Raw genomic sequence first — 20,282 nt, 5'->3', positions numbered from 1 at the left:
CCAAGCAAAACGCCCCCGCATCGAGACGATGCGGGGGCGTGGAGGGCGCAGGGCGCGGCGCCGGAAGGCAAGCGCCGCGCGCTGCTCGGCCCGGGCTTACTGCACCTTATTGCACCTGCCGCTGCCGGGCCACGAACTTGCCGTGATACCGCACCACCGGCCGGATCTGGCGCACCATCGACGGCGCGCCTGCCATCTGCCGCAGCGAGACCGCCGCCGGGCCGCTCACCGAGGTCAGCGCGGCCGTGCGCGAGGCCGGCGCGAGCTGGTTGCTGACCAGCAGCGCCGCGTCGTTGCGCAGGTTGGTCAGCAGGACCGGATCGGTCACGCGCGACAGTTGCGGCAGCAGCGCGCTCCAGGCGGTGTCGCTGTAGTTCGTCACGTAGTAGTCGAAGCCGGTGGGGTTCGCCAGCACCGCCGAGCAGCCGTCGAGCCGCACCTGCGTCTGCGTGTCGGAGAGCGCGAGCGTCTTGCGATTGATGAGGCCGTCGCCATACGCGAGCGTCACCGGGATCGTCCACTGCGTGCCGGGATAGGCGTTCTGATTCGGGAACGGTGCCTGTTTCAGCGTGACGACGTTCTGGTTCTTCGTCAGGTCGCACTGCGTGTCGAGCGACAGCAGCGGCACCCCGGTCTGGCGCACGAAGCTGTCGCCGATCGGGCCGACCTTCTGGCCGCTCGCGTTCGACAGCGCATCCCACAGCCGCTGCGGCGTGCCGTTGCCGAACGAATAGTCGGCCAGATACTGCTGCAGGCCCTTGCGCATCACCTCGTCGCCGAGATAGCCCTCCAGCATCTTCAGCACGTGGCCGCCCTTGTCATAGACGAAGGTGCCGGCGTTGATCACGAAGTCGTTCGAACCGAAGGCGTTGAAGTTCGGCTGCACCGGGAACGCCTTGGGGCCGATGTCGGCCTTGATCACGGCCGCCTTGTTGCCGGCGTCCTGCACCCAGGTGAACACGTCAGGATGGAACTGGATCGCGGTGCGCGTCTCGAAGTACGTCGCGAACGACTCGTTGAGCCAGACGTCGTCCCACCAGTCGAGCGTGACGAGATCGCCGAACCACTGGTGCGCGGCCTCGTGCGTCAGCACCGTGAGGCCATAGCGCGACATCGGCGTGCCCGGCTTGGGCAGGATGTCGTCGGCGAACTCCAGGATCGCCCCCCAGTTCTCCATGCCGCCGAAGTTCAGGTCCTTCTGCGCCTTGAACTTGTCGTTCGCGGCGATCGTGTCGAACTTCGTCAGCGGCAGCGGGATGCCGGTATAGCGGTAGTAGTAGTCGAGCGCCTGCTTGGTCTCGTTCATCGCCGGCTTGGCCCATTCGCTCATGCCGGGCGGCGTGAAGATGCGCAGGTGCAGACCCTTGCCGCCGGGCAGCGGGCTCGTGAAGTCGTCCTCCAGCGTATCGAACTTGCCGCCGCCGAAGAACAGCAGGTACGACGGCATCGGCGGGGTCTTCTCGAACGACACCAGCTTGTAGCCGCCACCGATGTTGGCGGCCGGTTTCTCGGCCGCGTTCGACACCACGCGCCACGCCTGCGGCACCTCGGCCGACACTTCATAGGTGGGGCGGAACGCGGGCTCGTCCCAACCCGGGAACCATTGGCGCGAGAGGTCCGATTCGCCCTGCGTGAGCACCGCGCCGCTGGAGGTGCCGTCGGTGCCGACCAGATCGACGCGGAACAGGCCCTCGGCGGCCGAGCAGCCCGGATAGGGATCGTTGTCGCAGCTGCCGACCGTGCCCTTGGCCGGATCGCCGTGCGAATCGAAATTGATGACGCCCTGCCATTCCATGTGCAGCGAGTAGCTGCCGCGCGGGATCGTGCCGCTGGCGGGGCGCAGCTGGTAGTAATCGCCCTGGCCCTGGGGCGTGGCGATCAGCTGGATGTTGCCGGGTTGCAGCGTGAGCTTGCCGTTGCTGAACTGGATGCGATGGCCGGCCACCACGATCGCGTTGACGTTCTGCTTGACGTTGATCTCGACGTCGGCGCGGCCCTGGAACTGGTTCAGGTCGTCGTTCGGACGGAACCAGAGCTTGTAGTTGACGGGCACCACGGTGTCGGGCATTTCCACCGGCGGGGTGCCGGGGTTGCCCGTGGCCTTGGTCGGCGCGGCGGTGCCGGCCGGGTTGTTCGCCGCGCCGAGCGAGACGGCCGACCCGGTGCCGCCGTCGTCACCGCCGCATGCGGCGAGCGCGAGCAGGCCGATCACGGAGAGATGACGGATGTTGCGGATGCGCTTCCACATACCGATGCCTCTGCAGTTGAAATGAACGGTTGATATCAGATTGAAACCGGCAGGCAATACCGCTCCCTCGCCGGTCGATTGCGGCGAAATGAAATGGCTGTCTCTCCGGATGAAGCGAAGGCGGGAATTACGCGTAAATCAGGTAATGAAATCCATGATCGAGAGCCCTGTTGTTTAAAAATGGTTGGCAAAGCGGCCGCGCTCTGCGGCGCGTGCCGGCTCGACGACACCGATCCCGGGCATCGCCTGCGCGATGCGGGCGGCGCCTGCCGCAAGGCGCGGCGCCGATCAGCGGCCCGCGTCGGGAAGGCCGCCGTGCGGCCTCGGCTGACAGCGGGCCGACGCCTGGCTGAACGGCGGCTGCCGTCGAATCCGTGAGCGAATATACATCGTAATTTTTTGTAATGGAACAACAGGATTGTCTAAATCATTCGATCCGAATTTTTTTCCGATTCAAAAATCGATAAAGAAAAATATGCTTGCAGATTGAAATGTCCGTTTGAATCCGGCGCGTAATCGTGTCGTGAAATGAGAGGATGGCGGCGATATTTTCATTTCGGTGCGCCCCCGCCATGAAGCGGCGCCGCGCGAGGGCAGGCAAAATGAAACCGGGCCGTCAGGCGAGCCGCGGCGGCAGGTGGCGGGTCGGCCCGGCCGGCGGCGCATCAGGAGCGGTGCCGACGGCAGCGCCGGGTGCCCGCGCGATTGATACGGATTACCAAGCAATTTGCTGCCACCGACTTGCGCAAGCCGCCGTGCAGGCTGCCCGGTGCCCGGCGTGCGGCCGGTCGGCCGCGGCGCGTGCCGCTTCCCGCAGCCTCACCGAACGCCGCGGCCGCCGGCCGAGGCCGGCACGGTGGGGCAAGCCGCCGCCCGGGAAAACCCGAAGCCCTGCACCGCGCCGAACGTCGTATGATGCCCTTCAATTGGCTGGACCATTAAACCAATCGAAGCGCCCGCGCCGAACCCGGGGTTCGCGTGCCGGCGCCGATTGCCATCCGAACGACGCAGCACGCCAACCGATCCACGACCGCTCACCATGCCCATCATTCGCTCGATGCGCGTCCTCGACGTGCGCTTTCCGACCTCGCAACGGCTCGACGGTTCCGACGCGATGAACCCCGATCCCGACTACTCGGCCGCCTACGTGATCCTCGACACCGATCACGACGGCCTGGCCGGCCACGGCCTGACCTTCACCATCGGCCGCGGCAACGAAATCTGCTGTGCCGCGATCGAGGCGATGCGCCACCTGGTGGTGGGCCTCGATCTCGACTGGATCCGCGAGGACATGGGCCGCTTCTGGCGACACCTGACCTCCGACAGCCAGCTGCGCTGGATCGGCCCCGACAAGGGCGCCATCCATCTCGCCACCGGCGCCGTGGTCAATGCCGCCTGGGACCTCTGGGCCAAGGCCGAGGGCAAGCCGCTGTGGCGCCTCGTGGCCGACATGACGCCGGAACAGCTGGTGCGCTGCATCGATTTCCGCTATCTCACCGACGGCCTCACGCGCGACGAGGCGCTGGCGCTGCTGCAGCGCCAGGCGCCCGGCAAGGCCGAACGGATCGCCACGCTCGAGCGCGAAGGCTACCCGTGCTACACCACCTCGGCCGGCTGGCTCGGCTACGGCGACGACAAGCTGCGCCGTCTCTGCCAGGAAGCGGTGGACGCCGGCTTCCGCCACGTCAAGCTGAAGGTGGGCGCCAATCTCCAGGACGACATCCGCCGCGTGACGATCGCGCGCGAGGTGATCGGCCCGGACCGCCAGTTGATGATCGACGCGAACCAGGTGTGGGAGGTGGGCGAGGCGATCGACTGGGTGCGCGAGCTGGCGTTCGCCAAGCCGTGGTTCATCGAGGAGCCGACCAGCCCCGACGACGTGGAGGGCCATCGCAAGATCCGCGAGGCGATCGCCCCGGTGCGGGTGGCCACGGGCGAGATGTGCCAGAACCGCGTGCTGTTCAAGCAGTTCATCATGCGCGGCGCGATCGACGTGGTGCAGATCGATGCGTGCCGGCTGGGCGGCGTCAACGAGATCCTGGCGGTGATGCTGATGGCGGCCAAGCACGGCCTGCCGGTGTGCCCGCACGCGGGCGGCGTGGGGCTGTGCGAGTACGTGCAGCATCTGTCGATGATCGATTACGTGTGCATCGCCGGCACCCGCGAGGGCCGCGTGATCGAGTACGTGGACCACCTGCACGAGCATTTCCTGGCGCCGTGCGTGGTGCGCGACGCGGCCTACCTGCCGCCGACGGCGCCCGGCTTCTCGATCGAGATGAAGCCCGAGTCGCTCGAACGATACCGCTTTCGCGGCAAGCCCGGGGCGAGCGCCGCCTCGGCCTGATCCGGCGGCACCGTCCCGGAACCCGACGCACCTGAACGCATCGGGCAGCGCATTCACGGAGGCACCCAGTTGAATCTCGATCTCGAAGACAAGGTCGTGCTGGTCACGGGCGGCGCGGCCGGCATCGGCGGCGCGATCACGCGCGCGCTGGCCGCCGAACGCGCGATCCCGGTCGTGCTCGACCGCAACGCGCCCGGCGACGCGTTCGCGGCCGAGGTGCGCGCGCTGCAAGCGCGCACGCGCTTCGTGCGCGCCGACCTGCTCGACGACGCGCAGTGCGAGGCCGCCGTGGCCGCCGCGCTCGCCGAGTTCGGCCGCATCGACGCGCTCGTCAACAACGCCGGCGTCAACGACAACGTCGGCCTCGGCGCGGGCCGCGCGGCCTTCGTCGCCTCGCTGGAACGCAACCTGATCCATTATTACGCGATGGCGCATCATTGCGAGCCGCACCTGAAGGCGAGCCGCGGCGCGATCGTCAACCTCTCGTCGAAGACGGCGCTGACCGGCCAGGGCGGCACCAGCGGCTATTGCGCGGCCAAGGGCGCGGTGCTCTCGCTCACGCGGGAATGGGCCGCCTCGCTGGCGCCGCATGGCGTGCGCGTCAACGCGGTGGTGCCGGCCGAGGTGATGACGCCGCTCTACGAATCGTGGCTGGCGAGCTTCGACGATCCGGCCGCCAAGCTCGCCGCGATCACGCAGCGCATCCCGCTCGGCAAGCGCATGACGAGCGCCGACGAGATCGCCGCCACCGCCGTGTTCCTGCTGTCGGCGCGCGCGGCGCACACCACCGGCCAGTGGCTGTTCGTGGACGGCGGCTATACCCACCTCGACCGCGCGCTCGGCTGAGGTGCCGAACCTGGCGTCATGCAACGCCACCCTTGACCCTTGCAACGCCGCGCTTCGTGACGCGCGGCCCAACCTGGAGGACACCCGATGCGGCAATGCCTGGCGCTGGACCTGAAGGACGACCCGGAATCGATCGCGCGCTACGAAGCGCACCACCAGCGGATCTGGCCGCAGATCGCGGCGCATCTGCGCGGGCAGGGCGTGACCGCGATGGAGATCTACCGGATCGGCAACCGGCTCACGATGGTGATGGAGACCGACGACGCCGTGTTCGATGCCGAGCGGATGCGGGCCGCGAGCCTGGCCGATCCCAAGGTGGTGGAGTGGGAGGCGCTGATGGACACCTTCCAGCAGCCGACGCCGTGGAGCGAGCCCGGCACGAAGTGGACGCCGATGGTGCGCATCTTCGATCTCGCGCAGCAGTGACGCGGCGCGCCGCGCGCGCGGCCGGCACGGCAATCGACCGGAACGGATCAGCAAGGAGACAGGCAACATGCAACAGGTATCGAGGGCCGGCGCGGCGCCGGCCGGCACGACCGAACGCAGGCGCGACTGGCGCACCGCGTTGCTGCTGGTGACGAGCCTCTTTTTCATGTGGGGCCTGTCGTATGGGCTGCTCGACGTGCTCAACAAGCATTTCCAGGACGTGCTGCATGTCAGCAAGGCGGAGTCCGGCCTGCTGCAGGGCGCCTATTTCGGCGCCTACTTCGTGATGGCGATACCGGCCGCGCTGCTGATGGAGCGCTTCGGCTACAAGCGCGGCATCCTGCTCGGCCTCACGCTCTACGCGATCGGCGCGCTGCTGTTCATTCCGGCCTCGGCGGCGGCGAGCTTTCCGTTCTTCCTGTTCGCGCTGTTCGTGATCGCCGCCGGGCTGGGCTGCCTCGAGACCGCCGCGAACCCCTACGTGACCGAACTCGGCGCGCCCGAGACCGCCGAGCGCCGGCTCAACCTCTCGCAGTCGTTCAACGGGCTGGGCAGCTTCCTCGGGCCGCTGATCGGCGGCGCGTTCTTCTTCCAGGCGGCTTCGCCGGGCGAGAGCGCCGAGGCCGGGCTCGGTTCGGTACGGGTGACCTACGTGGTGATCGCGGTGGTGGTGGTATTGCTCGCGCTGCTGATCGCGCGCACCCCGATGCCCGACATCCGCCAAGCCGCCTCGCCCGCGCAGCGCGCGGCCGGCGCCTCGCTCTGGTCGCGCCCGCACTTCGTCGGCGGGATCGCCGCGCAGTTCTTCTACGTGGCCGCGCAGGTGGGCGTGGGCGCGTTCTTCATCAACTATGCGATCGTCCACTGGCCGGCGCTGAGCGCCCAGCGCGCCTCGTTCCTGCTGTCGGTGGCGCTGTTGCTGTTCATGGCCGGGCGCTTCGTCAGCACCGCGCTGATGGGGCGAATCTCGCCCGCCGCGCTGCTGAGCGTCTACGCACTCGCCAACGTGGCGCTGAGCGCGGTGGTGCTGGCCGGCATCCCGGTGGTCTCGGTGCTGGCGCTGATCGCCATGTTCTTCTTCATGTCGATCATGTTTCCGACCATCTTCGCGCTCGGCGTGAAGGACCTCGGGCCGCAGACCAAGCGCGGGGCGTCGTACCAGGTGATGTCGGTCGTCGGCGGCGCGATCATGCCGTATGCGATGGGACGCGTGGCCGACGGCGCGGGGGTGGGCGCGGCCTATCTGCTGCCGCTCCTGTGCTTCGCGATCGTGGCGTGGTACGGCTGGCGCGGCAGCCGCGTGGCCGGCGCGTGAGCCGCGCGGCGGCAGGCTGCCGGGCGCGCTCGGCAGCCTGCGCCAACAGGTTAGAATCGCCGTCCGGTTCACGTTCGCCCGCCCGGCCGGCGGCGGGCGGCGAACGCTTTCCAATCCGATGCTCCTCGCCCGCGCCAGCATGCCGATCCAGCCCATCCAGAACCGCCGTCTCTACCAGCAGATCGCCGACCAGCTGCGCGCGATGATCGAATCGGGAGGCTTTCCGCCGGGCAGCTACCTGCCGCCCGAGCGCGAGCTGGCGGCGCAGTTCGGCGTCTCGCGTACCTCGGTGCGCGAGGCGCTGATCGCGCTGGAGGTGGTCGGCCTGGTGTCGGTGCGGGTCGGCGACGGCGTCTCGGTGCGCCCGCGCCCGGCCGCGGCGCAGACGCCGGAGCTGCCGCGTGCGAGCCGGCTCGAGGTGGATCCCGAACTCGGCATCGAGATCGATCCCGACGCGGAGATCGCGCCGTTCTCGCTGCTGCAGGCGCGCAAGCTGATCGAGCCGGAGGCGGCCGGCCTCGCGGCCGTCAATGCGTCCGACGCGCAGCTCGACGCGATCCGCGAGGCGTTCCTGCGCAACCAGCAGGACAACCGCCGCGGCTCGACCACCCATCCCGGCGACCGCCTGTTCCATATCCGCATCGCCGAGGCGAGCGGCAACGATGCCTACGCGATGATGATCCGGCAGATGCTCGCGCATCGCTACGATCCGCTGTTCCAGCGCCTGCAGCGGCTCTATACGCCGCGTGACATGCCGCATCGCTCCGAGCTCGAGCATCGCGCGATCCTCGACGCGCTGGCATCGCGCGACGCAAAGGGCGCGCGGCGCGCGATGCTCACGCATCTGAACTCGGTGATCCGGATCTTCTCGCGGCAGTCGGCCTAGCGCGGCTCAGGCGGCGGGCCGCGCCAGCAGCAGCACCGTCAGCGAACGCACGCCCTGGGCGCCCTGGATCAGCACGCCCTCGATGTCGGCCGTTGCCGAGGGGCCGGTCACGAGCGCGGCGTAGTTCGCGTGGTGGAAGTCGCCGAGGCGATAGAGGTCCTGCAGTCCGTCGACGATGTCGGCCGGATCGAGCAGCACCACCAGATGCTGGACCAGATAGCCGAGCGCGTTGACGCGGTATTCCTCCTCCGACAGCCAGACCGAGCCGGTTTCGGCCACGCCGTAGCGCGCCCGCACCACGCCCACTTCCACCTCGTGCAGCGAGGCGGGCGGGCGGGCCGGGTCGAGCAGCTCGGCGGCCCTCAGCTCGGGGGTGGCGGTGAGCGGCGTGTGGCCGGGGAACTGCGCGGCGAACCAGGCGGGCAGCTCGGCGTGGGAGGCCGGCGCCGCATGGCGGCCGCCCATCGTGGCCAGATTCGCGCAGAAGCGCTCGAGGCGCGCGCCGGCCGGCGTCGCGAAGCGCGGCAGCGCCGGCAGCGGGTGCGGATCGTCGGGGGCGGGGCCGTCGTCGTCGTGGCGCACGGCGATGCGCTGCGCCGCGCGCACGCGCAGCAGGAATTCCTCGCGGGACGTGTTCATGTCGATTCCTTGTCGTGATTCGCGGTGGCGGGGCGACCGCCGTCGGCGCCCGTGGTTGGAAGGCGCGAGGCTGCCGGGGCCGACGCCTGCGGCGCGCCCTTGCCGCGATGCGCCTCGTACCAGTCGCGAAACGTCTCGCGCGGCGCGTCGGGCAGCTCGCGGCCCTTGCTCCAGGTGTTGAGCGGGTTGTAGAGCACGAGGTTCGGCAGCCGGTGCAGGGCGCCCTGCAGCGAGCGCACCGAGGCGCGGTACAGCGCCGGGTTCGCGAGCAGCTTGCCCGCCACCTTGATGAGCCCGCGCTTCACGCGCGGCAGCTCGCCTTCCTCGGCCACCACCTGCCGCCACTTGTAGAGCTGCTCGTGGATGTTGATCTTCACCGGGCAGACGTTGCTGCAGCTGCCGTTCATGGTGGAGGCGAACGGCAGCGTGCTGAAGCGCTTCAGGTCGTAGGCCGGGTTGAGGATCGCGCCGATCGGCCCGGCGTAGGTGCTGCCGTAGGACAGCCCGCTGCTGCGCCGGTACACGGGGCAGGTGTTCATGCAGGCGCCGCAGCGGATGCACTTGAGCGAGTACCAGAAATCGTCCATCGCGAGCCGCGCCGAGCGGCCGTTGTCGACGATCACGTAATGCAGTTCGGTGCCCGGCCGGGGGCGGCGGAAGTGCGAGGTGTACTGCGTGATCGGCGAGCCCAGCGCGCTGCGCGAGAGCAGCCGGATGAACACGCCCAGATCGGCGATGCGCGGGATCAGCTTCTCGATGCCGATCGAGACGATATGCACGGGCGGCACGTTGGCCGAGAGGTCGGCATTGCCTTCGTTGGTGCAGACCACCACGGTGCCGGTCTCGGCCACCGCGAAGTTGCAGCCCGTCATGCCCGCGCCGGCCGTGAGGAAGGCCGGGCGCGTGGTGACGCGCTGGCTCTCGGCCAGGTAGTGGATGTCGTCGTTGGCGGGATCGGTGCCCAGCGTGCGGCCGAACAGTTCGGCCACGTCGCCGCGCAGCTTGTGGACGGCCGGCACCACCACGTGCGAGGGCGGCTGGTGGTCGAGCTGCTGGATGCGCTCGCCGAGGTCGGTCTCCATCACCTCCACGCCGCGCGCGGCGAGGTATTCGCGCAGCTCGCACTCGTCGGTCAGCATCGACTTGCTCTTGACCAGCGTGGTCGCGCCGTGCGAGGCGAGGATGCCGTGCACCACCCGGTTGTGCTCGGCCGCGTCGAGCGCCCAGTGGACCTGCACGCCGTTGGCCTCGGCCTGCGAGGCGAACTGCCCGAGATAGTCGGCCAGGCGCGAGAGCGTGTGCTCCTTGATCTGCGAGGCGAGCAGGCGCAGCGTTTCCCATTCGTCGATCGAGGCGGCCTGCGCGTCGCGTTTCATGCGCAGGTCCCAGAGGCGGCGGTCGTGGAAGGCGACGTGTTCGGTCTTGGCGAGGAACGCCTCGGCGGCCTTCGCGTGATCGACTGGCATCGTCTTGTTCATGCGCGTGCCTCCGTGCGGCCGCCGCGGGCGGCGGGCCTGCCGCGCGGGGCCGGCGCGGCCAGCTGCGCGGCGTCGAGGCCGTTGAGCACCTGCGCGAGGTGCAGGAAGCGCACCGGCCGCTGCTCGCGCGCGGCGCAGCCCTGCTGGTGCATCAGGCAGGACATGTCGGCCGAGACGATGAATTCGGCGCCGGCCTCGTGATGGTCGCGCACCTTGTCCCGGCCCATGCGCACCGACACGGCCTGCTCGGTCACCGAGAACGTGCCGCCGAAGCCGCAGCACTCGTCGGGCCGGCGCGGCGCGGCGAAGCGGATCCCGCGCACGCCCGCGAGCAGCGTGCGCGCCTTCGACCAGGACTCGCCGGGAATCTCGCTGGCCGAGGCCGCGTGGAGATGGCGGATCGCGCTGCAGCTCTCGTGCAGCCCGACCGTGTGCGGGAACGCGGCCCAGGGGAACTCGCGCACGCCCAGCACATCGTGCAGGAACTCGGTCAGCTCGTAGGCGCTGGCGCGCACCGCGGCCACCTTCGGCGATTCGCCGACCGCCGTCAGGTGCCGGCGCACGTGGTGCACGCAGCTCGAGGATGGTCCGACCACGTAGTCGTAGCCGGCGAAGTTCTCGACGAACAGCGCCTCGGTGCCGGCCGCGTCGGCCTCGCAGCCGTTGTTGGCGAGCGGCTGGCCGCAGCAGGTCTGGCGGCGCGGGTAATCGACCTCGAGGCCGAGTTTTTCCAGCAGTTCCAGCGTCGCGACGGCGACTTCCGGGTATAGCGCATCGATGAAGCACGGGACGAACAGGGCTACCTTCATTTGCATCTCCAGCGGGGGGGAAGCGGGCACCGCCGGGGGGAGCCGGTGCCGTCGGGGTCGTGCCCGCCGCGCGGGGCGGCCGCGGGCGGCGGCTGCCGCCGCCTCGCCGGGCGCCGTCAACCGATGGCCGCCATGATCGACAGCGGTGCGACATTCCGGCAAACTGGTACGACCAGTTTATGCGCCCCGACCGGCACCGCTTCCCATGACATTCTTCTGATGAAAACCCTCAACCAGACCGAGCGGATCGTGCGCGAGATCGAAACCCAGCTGATCGAGGGCGCTTGGGCGCCCGGCCAGCGGATTCCGGGCGAGCGCAAGCTGGCCGAGGCGATGGGCGCGGCGCGCTCGACCGTGCGCACCGCGTTGCAGCGGCTCGTCGCGCGAGGGCTGCTGGCGAGCCGGCCGATGTCGGGCTTCTACGTGTCGGACCGGCTCCAGACCGGGCTCATCTCGCCATGGCGGCAGCTCGTCAGCGAGCATCCCGAGCTGCGCCCCGACATGCTCGAATTCCGGCTGATGCTGGAAGGCACCACCGCCTATCTGGCCGCGATACGCGCCACCGACGAGGATCTCGCGCGGATCGAGGCCGTCACCGACGCGATGGCCGTCGCGCATCGCGCCGGCGACCATGCGGGCGGCTCCCGGCTCGACGGCGACTTCCACGCGGCGCTCGCGAGCGCCTCGCACAACGCGATGCTGCGGCACCTGCAGGCCAGCCTCGCGAAGATGCTGCATACCCACATCTCGCTCAACAACACGCGGCTCGTCGCGCTGCTCGAGCAGGCCTCCGGGCAACTGCTCGGGCAGCATCTGGCGCTCTGGGAGGCGATCCGCGCGCGCCGGCCCGAGGACGCGCGGCGGCTGATGCTCGAACACATCGGCTTCGTCTGGCAGCGGCTCGAACCGGAGCTGCCGGTGACGATGCTATGAGCCACGCCCGCCTGCGAGCGCATCCGGCGGCGCCGTCGCTTGCCCGATCCACGTCCACGTTCACCGATCCGATGACGCCATGAGTTCCCTGCTGATCCGCAACGTCCGGCTCGCGAGCGGCGCCAGCGCCGACATCCGCATCGACGGCGAGCGCTTCGCCGCGCTCGCCCCCGCGCTCGACGCGCCGCCCGGCTGCACGGTGGAGGACGGCGGCGGGGCGCTCGCGCTGCCGGGCCTCGTCGAGGCGCACACGCATCTGGACAAGACGCACTGGGGCCTGCCGTGGTTTCGCAACGAGGTGGGGCCGCGGCTGGTCGACCGGATCGAATTCGAGCGCCGCTGGCGCGCGACGAGCGGCCACCACGCGGGCCGCCAGTCGCTCGCGCTGGCGCGCGCCTTCCTCGCGGCCGGCACCACGCGGCTGCGCACCCACGTGGACGTCGACACCGAGGCCGGGCTCAAGCATCTGGAGGGCGTGCTGGCCACGCGCGAGGCGTTGCGCGGCACGCTGGAGATGCAGATCGTGGCGTTCCCGCAGTCGGGCGTGCTGGCCCGTCCCGGCACGGCGGCGCTGCTCGACGCGGCCTTGCGCGCGGGCGCCGATTGCCTGGGCGGGCTCGATCCATGCGCGATCGAGGGCGACCGGACGGCCGCGCTCGACTTGCTGTTCGGGCTGGCCGAGCGGCACGGCAAGCGGCTCGACCTGCATCTGCACGAGCGCGCGGCGATGGGCGCCGCGTCGCTCGGCGCGATCCTCGATCGCACCGCCGCGCTCGGCATGCGCGCTCGCGTGGCCGTCAGCCACGGCTTCTGTCTCGGCGGCATCGACCCGCCCGCGCGCGACGCGCTGCTGGCGCGGATGGCCGCGCTCGAGGTGGCGCTCGTCACCAGCGCGCCGCCCGACGTCGAGGTGCCGCCGCTGATGGCCTGCCGTGCGGCCGGCGTGACGGTGGCCGGCGGCAACGACGGGATTCGCGATACCTGGACCCCCTACGGACGCCCCGACATGCTCGAACGCGCGATGCTGATCGGCATGCGCTACAACCTGCGCCGCGACGACGAGCTGGCCGTCGCGCTCGACTGCGTGACCGGCTCGGCCGCACGCGGCTGCGGGTTCGCCGACTACGGGCTGGTGCCGGGAGCGCGCGCCGATCTGGTGCTGGTGCAGGCCGACACGCCGGCCGAGGCGGTCGCGGCACGGCCGCCGCGGCGGCTGGTGGTGGCGGCGGGGCGCGTGGTGGCGCGCGACGGCAGCCTGCTCGATTGAGCGCCGCGCGGCCCCGCGGCGGGCCGCGCGATGGCGGGCATGGCGCCTGCTTCGTGGTGCGGCGCGCGCCGCACGCGTGCACCGCCGGGCTTGCCGGGCGCGCCTGGGCGGATCGCGCGCGGGGCGGCGCAGCGGGCCCGGCGAGCGATCGCGGGGCGGGCTCGCTGCGCCGCTCGGGGTGGGGCGGGAAGCAGGCCGCCCGCGCCGGCGGGCCGGGCGCCGAAGCCGGATCGCTGCTGGAATGGGGGCTCATTCACGAGCGCCCGGAGCCGCCCATGATCGAACCTCCCGCTAGCCCAGCCGCCGCGTCGCACGCGGCCCCCGAGGCACACGACGCCCTCGGCAAGCTGCTCGACAGCCTGCACCGGCGCGGCTTCCTGCGCGTGGCGCACGACTTCGTCGATGCCAACAGCCAGGTCGCGGAGATGCTCGGCGGCCTGAGCCAGCCCGAGGTCCAGGCCGGCATGCAGAACCTCGCGGTGCTGTTGACGGCGCTGTCGCGGATTCCCGCCGACCAGCTCGGCCGCTTCGCGTTCGCGGCCACCGATGCCGTGAACCACGTCGCGAACTGGCGGCCGGCCGACCACCGCGACGCGGCGCCCGGCGTGACGGGCGCCTACCGGCTGCTGCACGACGAGGCGCTATGGCAGGCGGTGACGCCGCTGCTGGAAGGCTTGAAGGTGTTCTTGCAGCGCCTGCACGAGGCGCCGCCGGCGGCAGGCCCCGGAGCCGGCGGCGCCTGAAACAGGCGCGCGGCTACCCGCTCGGCAGGGGGCTGATCGAGGCGCTGAATCCGGCCGGCGGCGGGCCGCGCCCATCGGATCATCGGATCGCAGCGGCCGGCCCGCTGGCTCAGGCGCCGGCGGGCGCCGCGTAAGTCTCGCGGCCGGCGGCGCGCAGCGCCTCGATCATCAGCGCGGCGGCCGGCGAGAGCAGCTTCTCGGCCGGCGTGATGAGCCCGAAGTCGTCCATCCGGCATTCCATCGGCAGCGGCAGGATCTCCACCATGCCGTGCCCGGCGTAATAGTCGGCCACGTCCTCGGCCAGCACCGCGATCATGTCGCTCTTCTCGAGCAGGCGCGTGATGAACAGCAGCGCGGGCGTCTCCACCACGCTCGACGGCGGCGCGAGGCTGGCACGCTGGAACATCAGCTCGAAGCGGTGGCGCAGCACGCTGCCGGCCGGCGGCACGATCCAGGCGTGGCGCCGCAGCTCCTCCAGCGCGCTGGGCGCGTCGGCCAGCAGCGGATGCCCGCGCCGCACCACGGCACGCACCAGCTCGCCGGCCAGCGTTTCGTAGCGCAGCTGGCGCTTGTCGTGCTCGGGCGAGAGCCGGCCGATCACGATGTCGAGCTTGTCCTGCGCCAGGCGTTCGAGCAGCACGTTGCTGGTGTCGATCTCCACCGAGATGCGGATGTCGGCGTGGCGCCGCTTCAGGTCCGCCACCGCGGCCGGCAGCAGGCGCACGCCGGGCGAGGTGATCGCGCCCACCGCCACATGCCCGAGGCGTCCCGCCTTCAGCGCGCTCAGTTCCTCCTGCGCCTGCTCCAGGCTGCCGAGCGCGGCGCGCGCATGGCGGATCAGCGCGTCGCCGTACAGCGTCGGCTTCACGCCGCGCGGCATGCGCTCGAACAATACCGTGCCGAGCATCTCCTCCAGTTCGCGCAGCAGTTTCGAGGCGGCCGGCTGCGTCATGCTCAGCGCGGCCGCCGCGCGGTGGATGTTGCCTTCCTCGGCGAGCGCCACCACGAGCAGCAGCTGCCGTGTCTTCAGGCGCGTGCGGATGTACCAGGGGTTCGAATCAAGCATGAAATTAAGTATTTGCACCGATACGGAGATCGATATGTGAGACGTCCAACTTTTCATTAGTACGTTATCAACTTTGTTAATAGACTGCACGCAAATCTAGCCACCGCAAGGCAAACGATGTCGGCAAGCAAACCGAAGCTGCGATCCCAACAATGGTTCGGCACCACGGACAAGAACGGCTTCATGTATCGAAGCTGGATGAAGAATCAGGGTATTCCCGACCATGAGTTCGACGGCAGGCCGATCATCGGCATCTGCAACACCTGGTCGGAGCTGACGCCCTGCAACGCGCACTTCCGCAAGCTCGCCGAGCACGTCAAGCGCGGCGTGTACGAGGCCGGCGGCTTCCCGGTCGAATTCCCGGTGTTCTCGAACGGCGAGTCGAACCTGCGCCCGACCGCGATGCTCACGCGCAACCTGGCGAGCATGGACGTGGAAGAGGCGATCCGCGGCAACCCGGTGGACGCGGTGGTGCTGCTGGCCGGTTGCGACAAGACCACCCCGGCGCTGCTGATGGGCGCGGCCAGCTGCGACGTGCCGGCCATCGTGGTGAGCGGCGGCCCGATGCTGAACGGCAAGCTCGAGGGCAAGGACATCGGCTCGGGCACGGCGGTGTGGCGCCTGCACGAATCGCTGAAGGCCGGCGAGATCGATCTGCATCATTTCCTGTCGGCGGAGGCGGGCATGTCGCGCTCGGCCGGCACCTGCAACACCATGGGCACGGCCTCGACGATGGCCTGCATGGCCGAGGCGCTCGGCGTGACGCTGCCGCACAACGCGGCGATTCCGGCCGTGGACGCGCGCCGCTACGTGCTCGCCCATCTGTCGGGCAGCCGCATCGTGCAGATGGCGCTGGAGGATCTGAAGCTCTCGAAGGTGCTCACGCGCGCCGCGTTCGAGAACGCGATCCGCACCAACGCGGCGATCGGCGGCTCGACCAACGCGGTGATCCACCTGAAGGCGATCGCGGGCCGCATCGGCGTGCCGCTGGAACTGGAAGACTGGATGCGCATCGGCCGCAACACGCCGACGCTGGTGGACCTGCAGCCGTCGGGCCGCTTCCTGATGGAGGAGTTCTACTACGCGGGCGGCCTGCCGGCGGTGCTGCGCCGCCTCGGCGAGGCGCAGCTGCTGCCGCATCCGGACGCGCTGACGGTGAACGGCAAATCGATCTGGGACAACGTGCGCGAGGCGCCGAACTACGACGAGGAAGTGATCCGGCCGCTGGACCGGCCGCTGATCGCCGACGGCGGCATCTGCATCCTGCGCGGCAACCTCGCGCCGCGCGGCGCCGTGCTCAAGCCCTCGGCCGCCACGCCGGAGCTGCTCAAGCACCGCGGCCGCGCGGTGGTGTTCGAGAACTTCGATCACTACAAGGCGACCATCGGCGACGAGTCGCTGGAGGTGGACAAGGATTCGATCCTGGTGATGAAGAACTGCGGCCCGCGCGGCTACCCCGGCATGGCCGAGGTCGGCAACATGGGCCTGCCGCCGAAGCTGTTGCGCCAGGGCGTGAAGGACATGGTGCGGATCTCCGACGCACGCATGAGCGGCACGGCCTACGGCACGGTGGTGCTGCACGTGGCGCCGGAAGCGGCCGCGGGCGGACCGCTCGCGGCGGTGCGCAACGGCGACTGGATCGAGCTCGACTGCGAGGCGGGACGGCTGCATCTGGACATCAGCGACGAGGAACTGGCTCGGCGCCTGCGCGACGTCGATCCGAGCGCCGCGCCGGGCGTGGCCGAGCAGGCCGGCCGCGGCGGCTACGCCCGGCTCTATGTCGATCACGTGCTGCAGGCCGACGAGGGGTGCGACCTCGACTTCCTGGTCGGCATGCGCGGCGCCGAGGTGCCGCGCCACTCGCACTGACGGACCGGCCGCGGCCGCGGCCGCCGCGTGCTTGCCGGCGGTGCCGGCCGCGCGCCGCGGCCACCGGCACCGCCGGCAAGGTTCAAGGAGACACGATGACGAATTCGCAGGACGGGCATGCCGGTGCCACCGAAGGCGCGCAGGAGCGGCAGATCGTCGGCCATATCGCCCGGCGGCTGGTGCCGTTCCTCGCGCTGATCTACGTGGTGGCCTATGTGGATCGCACCGTGGTGGGCTTCGCCAAGCTGCACATGAACGCGGCCGTGGGCCTGAGCGACGCCGCCTATGGGCTCGGCGCGGGGCTGTTCTTCGTCGGCTATTTCCTCTGCGAGGTGCCGAGCAACCTGGCGCTGTCGCGCTACGGCGCGCGCGTCTGGTTCGCGCGCATCCTGTTTACGTGGGGCGTGATCACCATGGCGATGGCCTGGGTCAGCGGCCCGCACAGCTTCTACGCGCTGCGCTTCCTGCTCGGCGCGGCCGAGGCGGGCCTCTTTCCCGGCATCCTCTATTTCCTCACGCAATGGTTCCCGATGCGCCATCGCGCCGGCGTGATCGGCCTGCTGGTGCTCGCGCAGCCGGTCGCCGGCATCGTCACCGGGCCGCTGGCCGGTGCGCTGCTGGAAACGCACGGCCTGTTCGGCCTCGCCAACTGGCAGTTGCTGTTCATCGCCACCGGGCTGCCGGCGGTGCTGCTCAGCGTGCCGACGCTGCGCGTGCTGCCCGAATCGCCGGCCCAGGCGCGCTGGCTCGGCGAGACCGAGCGCCGCTGGATCGAGCGCGAGCTGGCCGCCGACCAGCGCAGCCACGCGCTCGACCCGCATCGCAATGCGCTCAGCGCCCTGAAGGACCGCCGCGTGCTGCTGCTGGCCGCGCTGTACCTGCCGTTCCCGATCAGCATCTACGGGCTGTCGCTGTGGCTGCCCACCATCATCAAGGGCTTCGGCGTGAGCGATGCCACGGCGGGCTGGCTGTCGGCCGTGCCGTACCTGTTCGCGGTGGCCGGCCTGCTGATCGTGCCGCGCCACTCGGACCGCCGCCGCGAGCGCTACGGCCACATCGTGGTGGTCACCACCGCGGGCGGCCTGACGCTGGCCGCGAGCGCGTGGGTCCACGCGCCGGCCCTGCAACTGCTGCTGCTGAGCCTGACCGCGTTCTCGCTCTACTCGATCCAGACCGTGGTCTGGGCGCTGCCGGGCGAGTTCCTGAGCGGGCCGAGCGCGGCCGTGGGGATCGCGACGATCAACTCGCTGGCCAACCTGGGCGGCTATTTCGGCCCCTACGGCGTGGGCCTGATCAAGGACGCCACCGGCAGCCTCGCGGCCGGCCTCTATTTCCTCGCGGCGACGCTGCTGTTCGCGGTGCTGATGACGTTCGTCGTGCGCGCCGCGCTGGCCAGGCCGCCGCGCGACGAGCGCGACGGCGCGCTCGCGCGCCAGCCGTGACGCCGCTTCCGCATGATCCGTTTATCGACGCTATCCAGGCAGGACCGAAGGACACCATGAATACGAGTCGCTCCCCCCGCTACCGCGGCGTTTTCCCCGTCGTGCCGACCACCTTCACCGAGACCGGCGAGCTGGATCTGGCGAGCCAGAAGCGCGCCGTCGATTTCATGATCGACGCCGGCTCGGACGGCCTGTGCATCCTCGCGAACTTCTCCGAGCAGTTCTCGCTCGCTGACGACGAGCGCGAGCTGATCACGCGCACCGTGCTCGAGCACGTGGCCGGCCGCGTGCCGGTGATCGTCACCACCACCCACTACGGCACCGGCATCTGCGCGGCGCGCAGCCGGCGCGCGCAGGAGCAGGGCGCGGCCATGGTGATGATCATGCCGCCCTACCACGGCGCGACGTTCCGCGTGCCGGAGCCGGCGATCCAGGAGTTCTACGCGCGCGTGTCGGACGCGATCGACATCCCGATCATGATCCAGGACGCGCCCGCGAGCGGCACGGTGCTGTCCGCGCCGTTCCTCGCGAAGCTCGCGCGCGAGGTCGAGCAGGTGGCCTACTTCAAGATCGAGACGCCGGGCGCGGCCAACAAGCTGCGCGAGCTGATCCGGCTGGGCGGCGATGCCGTGGAAGGGCCGTGGGACGGCGAGGAGGCGATCACGCTGCTGGCCGACCTGAACGCCGGCGCGACCGGCGCGATGACGGGCGGCGGCTATCCGGACGGCATCCGGCCGATCCTGGCGGCGCATCGCGAGGGCCGCGCCGACGACGCCTACGCGCTGTACCAGCAGTGGCTGCCGCTCATCAACCACGAGAACCGCCAGGCCGGCCTGCTGGCCTGCAAGGCGCTGATGAAGGAGGGCGGCGTGATCGACTGCGAGCTGCCGCGCCATCCGCTGCCGGCCATCCATCCGGACACGCGCGCCGAGCTGCTCGCGATCGCGCGCCGGCTCGACCCGCTCGTGCTGCGCTGGGGCAAGTGAGATCCACGGACCATGACCATCAACACGACTACCTATACCCTCGGCATCGTCGGCGTCGGCAAGATCGCGCGCGACCAGCACCTGCCCGCCATCGCCACCAATCCGGGCTTCCAGCTGGTGGCCGCCGCGAGCCGTAACGCGCAGGTCGAGGCGGTGCGCAACTACCCCGATCTCGCGGCGCTGCTGGCCGCCGAGCCGGGCCTTCACGCCGTCTCGCTGTGTGCCCCGCCGCAGGTCCGCTACGAGCAGGCGCGCGCCGCGCTGCTGGCCGGCAAGCACGTGATGCTCGAAAAGCCGCCCGGCGCCGGCGTGAGCGAGGTGGAGGCGCTGCGCGCGCTGGCGCGCCAGCACAACCGCACGCTGTTCGCCACCTGGCATTCGCGCCATGCGAGCGCGGTGGAGCCGGCCCGCGCCTGGCTGGCCGGACGCGAGGTGCGCGAGGTGCAGGTGCGCTGGAAGGAGGACGTGCGGCGCTGGCATCCCGGGCAGCAGTGGATCTGGGAGGCGGGCGGCCTCGGCGTGTTCGATCCGGGCATCAACGCGCTGTCGATCGTCACGCAGATCCTGCCGAACCCGGTGCTGCTGCGCGCGGCCACGCTGCACGTGCCGGCCGACTGCGCGACGCCGATCGCCGCCGAGCTGGACTGCGTGGACGCGGCCGGCGCGCCGGTGCGCGCCGAATTCGACTGGCGCCACGGCCCGGTCGAGCAATGGGAGATCGATGTCGACACCGCCGACGGACGGCTGTCGATCGCCGAGGGCGGCAAGCGCCTGACGATTGCCGGCGAGGCGGTCGCGCTCGATGCCGAGCGCGAATACGCCTCGCTCTACGAGCGGTTCCACTGGCTGATCGGCCATGGCACCGACGACGTCGACGTGAGCCCGCTGCGGCTCGTGGCCGACGCATTCATGCTGGGCAAGCACGTCGAGGTCGAGCCGTTCGGTCACTGAACGGCCCGGCCTCGATCATCACCATAACCGAGGA

The 20,282-nt window shown here is 70.4% G+C and carries 18 protein-coding genes; 13 read left to right on the top strand and 5 right to left on the bottom strand.

Annotation, left to right across the window (positions count from 1 at the left end; translation table 11 throughout):
• Positions 1–106 precede the first annotated feature (106 nt).
• Positions 107–2,248, bottom strand: coding sequence for a M1 family metallopeptidase (locus KS03_RS25640; protein ID WP_015875823.1), 2,142 nt, complete (start codon positions 2,246–2,248; stop codon positions 107–109).
• 93 nt (positions 2,249–2,341) lie between these two features.
• Here KS03_RS25640 and KS03_RS32970 point away from each other — a divergent pair, with 93 nt between their 5' ends.
• From KS03_RS32970 to KS03_RS25610, 6 genes are all read left to right on the top strand, one after another.
• Complete coding sequence (locus KS03_RS32970) at positions 2,342–2,626, top strand: hypothetical protein (RefSeq protein ID WP_124836816.1); 285 nt, start codon at positions 2,342–2,344, stop codon at positions 2,624–2,626.
• Positions 2,627–3,287: 661 nt separating this feature from the next.
• Positions 3,288–4,592, top strand: coding sequence for an L-fuconate dehydratase (locus KS03_RS25630; protein ID WP_015875822.1), 1,305 nt, complete (start codon positions 3,288–3,290; stop codon positions 4,590–4,592).
• A 69-nt stretch (positions 4,593–4,661) separates the two neighbouring features.
• Complete coding sequence (locus KS03_RS25625; protein ID WP_015875821.1) at positions 4,662–5,438, top strand: SDR family oxidoreductase; 777 nt, start codon at positions 4,662–4,664, stop codon at positions 5,436–5,438.
• Between the two features lie 87 nt (positions 5,439–5,525).
• Positions 5,526–5,864 carry an L-rhamnose mutarotase gene (locus tag KS03_RS25620; RefSeq protein ID WP_015875820.1) on the top strand — a complete coding sequence of 113 codons (339 nt, stop codon included), beginning with the start codon at positions 5,526–5,528 and terminating at the stop codon, positions 5,862–5,864.
• A gap of 67 nt (positions 5,865–5,931) precedes the next feature.
• Complete coding sequence (fucP, locus tag KS03_RS25615; RefSeq protein ID WP_015875819.1) at positions 5,932–7,179, top strand: L-fucose:H+ symporter permease; 1,248 nt, start codon at positions 5,932–5,934, stop codon at positions 7,177–7,179.
• Positions 7,180–7,318: 139 nt separating this feature from the next.
• The gene (locus KS03_RS25610; RefSeq protein ID WP_015875818.1) at positions 7,319–8,065 is read left to right on the top strand and encodes a FadR/GntR family transcriptional regulator; all 747 of its coding nucleotides are present in this window, start codon (positions 7,319–7,321) and stop codon (positions 8,063–8,065) included.
• Positions 8,066–8,071: 6 nt separating this feature from the next.
• Here the strand turns inward: KS03_RS25610 and KS03_RS25605 are convergent, their stop codons facing one another.
• From KS03_RS25605 to KS03_RS25595, 3 genes are read right to left on the bottom strand one after another with little or no spacing between them, the layout of a single operon-like run.
• Positions 8,072–8,704, bottom strand: coding sequence for a LutC/YkgG family protein (locus tag KS03_RS25605; RefSeq protein WP_015875817.1), 633 nt, complete (start codon positions 8,702–8,704; stop codon positions 8,072–8,074).
• Positions 8,701–10,182 (bottom strand): lactate utilization protein B, encoded by a 1,482-nt coding sequence (locus KS03_RS25600; protein ID WP_015875816.1) that lies wholly within the window; start codon positions 10,180–10,182, stop codon positions 8,701–8,703. The genes KS03_RS25605 and KS03_RS25600 overlap by 4 nt, the downstream gene beginning before the upstream one ends.
• Positions 10,179–10,991 carry a (Fe-S)-binding protein gene (locus tag KS03_RS25595; protein WP_015875815.1) on the bottom strand — a complete coding sequence of 271 codons (813 nt, stop codon included), beginning with the start codon at positions 10,989–10,991 and terminating at the stop codon, positions 10,179–10,181. The genes KS03_RS25600 and KS03_RS25595 overlap by 4 nt, the downstream gene beginning before the upstream one ends.
• A 219-nt stretch (positions 10,992–11,210) precedes the next feature.
• Here KS03_RS25595 and KS03_RS25590 point away from each other — a divergent pair, with 219 nt between their 5' ends.
• From KS03_RS25590 to KS03_RS25580, 3 genes are all read left to right on the top strand, one after another.
• Positions 11,211–11,924: a FadR/GntR family transcriptional regulator gene (locus tag KS03_RS25590; RefSeq protein WP_015875814.1), complete on the top strand. Its 714-nt coding sequence runs from the start codon at positions 11,211–11,213 to the stop codon at positions 11,922–11,924.
• Positions 11,925–12,003: 79 nt separating this feature from the next.
• The gene (locus tag KS03_RS25585; RefSeq protein WP_015875813.1) at positions 12,004–13,191 is read left to right on the top strand and encodes an amidohydrolase family protein; all 1,188 of its coding nucleotides are present in this window, start codon (positions 12,004–12,006) and stop codon (positions 13,189–13,191) included.
• Between the two features lie 275 nt (positions 13,192–13,466).
• Positions 13,467–13,934 carry a hypothetical protein gene (locus KS03_RS25580; protein WP_015875812.1) on the top strand — a complete coding sequence of 156 codons (468 nt, stop codon included), beginning with the start codon at positions 13,467–13,469 and terminating at the stop codon, positions 13,932–13,934.
• 109 nt (positions 13,935–14,043) lie between these two features.
• Here KS03_RS25580 and KS03_RS25575 read toward each other — a convergent pair whose 3' ends face one another.
• A complete protein-coding gene (locus tag KS03_RS25575; protein WP_015875811.1) occupies positions 14,044–15,000 on the bottom strand; it encodes a LysR substrate-binding domain-containing protein in 957 nt (318 codons plus the stop codon).
• 117 nt (positions 15,001–15,117) lie between these two features.
• Here KS03_RS25575 and KS03_RS25570 point away from each other — a divergent pair, with 117 nt between their 5' ends.
• From KS03_RS25570 to KS03_RS25555, 4 genes are all read left to right on the top strand, one after another.
• Positions 15,118–16,869: an IlvD/Edd family dehydratase gene (locus tag KS03_RS25570; protein WP_015875810.1), complete on the top strand. Its 1,752-nt coding sequence runs from the start codon at positions 15,118–15,120 to the stop codon at positions 16,867–16,869.
• A 95-nt stretch (positions 16,870–16,964) separates the two neighbouring features.
• The gene (locus tag KS03_RS25565) at positions 16,965–18,311 is read left to right on the top strand and encodes an MFS transporter (protein WP_015875809.1); all 1,347 of its coding nucleotides are present in this window, start codon (positions 16,965–16,967) and stop codon (positions 18,309–18,311) included.
• 56 nt (positions 18,312–18,367) lie between these two features.
• Positions 18,368–19,297, top strand: a complete 930-nt coding sequence (locus tag KS03_RS25560; protein WP_015875808.1) for a dihydrodipicolinate synthase family protein — start codon at positions 18,368–18,370, stop codon at positions 19,295–19,297.
• Positions 19,298–19,309: 12 nt separating this feature from the next.
• Positions 19,310–20,248 carry a Gfo/Idh/MocA family protein gene (locus KS03_RS25555; RefSeq protein ID WP_015875807.1) on the top strand — a complete coding sequence of 313 codons (939 nt, stop codon included), beginning with the start codon at positions 19,310–19,312 and terminating at the stop codon, positions 20,246–20,248.
• Positions 20,249–20,282 lie beyond the last annotated feature (34 nt).

Source organism: Burkholderia glumae LMG 2196 = ATCC 33617 (genome assembly GCF_000960995.1).
In the GTDB taxonomy this organism is placed as follows: Bacteria; Pseudomonadota; Gammaproteobacteria; order Burkholderiales; family Burkholderiaceae; genus Burkholderia; species Burkholderia glumae.
This window is presented reverse-complemented; position numbering and strand designations above follow the sequence as displayed.

Coding starts and splice junctions, on each gene's coding strand:
- KS03_RS25640 (WP_015875823.1), bottom strand. CDS start 2,248: ATGTGGAAGCGCATCCGCAACATCCGTCATCTCTCCGTGATCGGCCTG.
- KS03_RS32970 (WP_124836816.1), top strand. CDS start 2,342: ATGGCTGTCTCTCCGGATGAAGCGAAGGCGGGAATTACGCGTAAATCA.
- KS03_RS25630 (WP_015875822.1), top strand. CDS start 3,288: ATGCCCATCATTCGCTCGATGCGCGTCCTCGACGTGCGCTTTCCGACC.
- KS03_RS25620 (WP_015875820.1), top strand. CDS start 5,526: ATGCGGCAATGCCTGGCGCTGGACCTGAAGGACGACCCGGAATCGATC.
- fucP (WP_015875819.1), top strand. CDS start 5,932: ATGCAACAGGTATCGAGGGCCGGCGCGGCGCCGGCCGGCACGACCGAA.
- KS03_RS25610 (WP_015875818.1), top strand. CDS start 7,319: ATGCCGATCCAGCCCATCCAGAACCGCCGTCTCTACCAGCAGATCGCC.
- KS03_RS25605 (WP_015875817.1), bottom strand. CDS start 8,704: ATGAACACGTCCCGCGAGGAATTCCTGCTGCGCGTGCGCGCGGCGCAG.
- KS03_RS25600 (WP_015875816.1), bottom strand. CDS start 10,182: ATGAACAAGACGATGCCAGTCGATCACGCGAAGGCCGCCGAGGCGTTC.
- KS03_RS25595 (WP_015875815.1), bottom strand. CDS start 10,991: ATGAAGGTAGCCCTGTTCGTCCCGTGCTTCATCGATGCGCTATACCCG.
- KS03_RS25590 (WP_015875814.1), top strand. CDS start 11,211: ATGAAAACCCTCAACCAGACCGAGCGGATCGTGCGCGAGATCGAAACC.
- KS03_RS25585 (WP_015875813.1), top strand. CDS start 12,004: ATGAGTTCCCTGCTGATCCGCAACGTCCGGCTCGCGAGCGGCGCCAGC.
- KS03_RS25580 (WP_015875812.1), top strand. CDS start 13,467: ATGATCGAACCTCCCGCTAGCCCAGCCGCCGCGTCGCACGCGGCCCCC.
- KS03_RS25575 (WP_015875811.1), bottom strand. CDS start 15,000: ATGCTTGATTCGAACCCCTGGTACATCCGCACGCGCCTGAAGACACGG.
- KS03_RS25570 (WP_015875810.1), top strand. CDS start 15,118: ATGTCGGCAAGCAAACCGAAGCTGCGATCCCAACAATGGTTCGGCACC.
- KS03_RS25565 (WP_015875809.1), top strand. CDS start 16,965: ATGACGAATTCGCAGGACGGGCATGCCGGTGCCACCGAAGGCGCGCAG.
- KS03_RS25560 (WP_015875808.1), top strand. CDS start 18,368: ATGAATACGAGTCGCTCCCCCCGCTACCGCGGCGTTTTCCCCGTCGTG.
- KS03_RS25555 (WP_015875807.1), top strand. CDS start 19,310: ATGACCATCAACACGACTACCTATACCCTCGGCATCGTCGGCGTCGGC.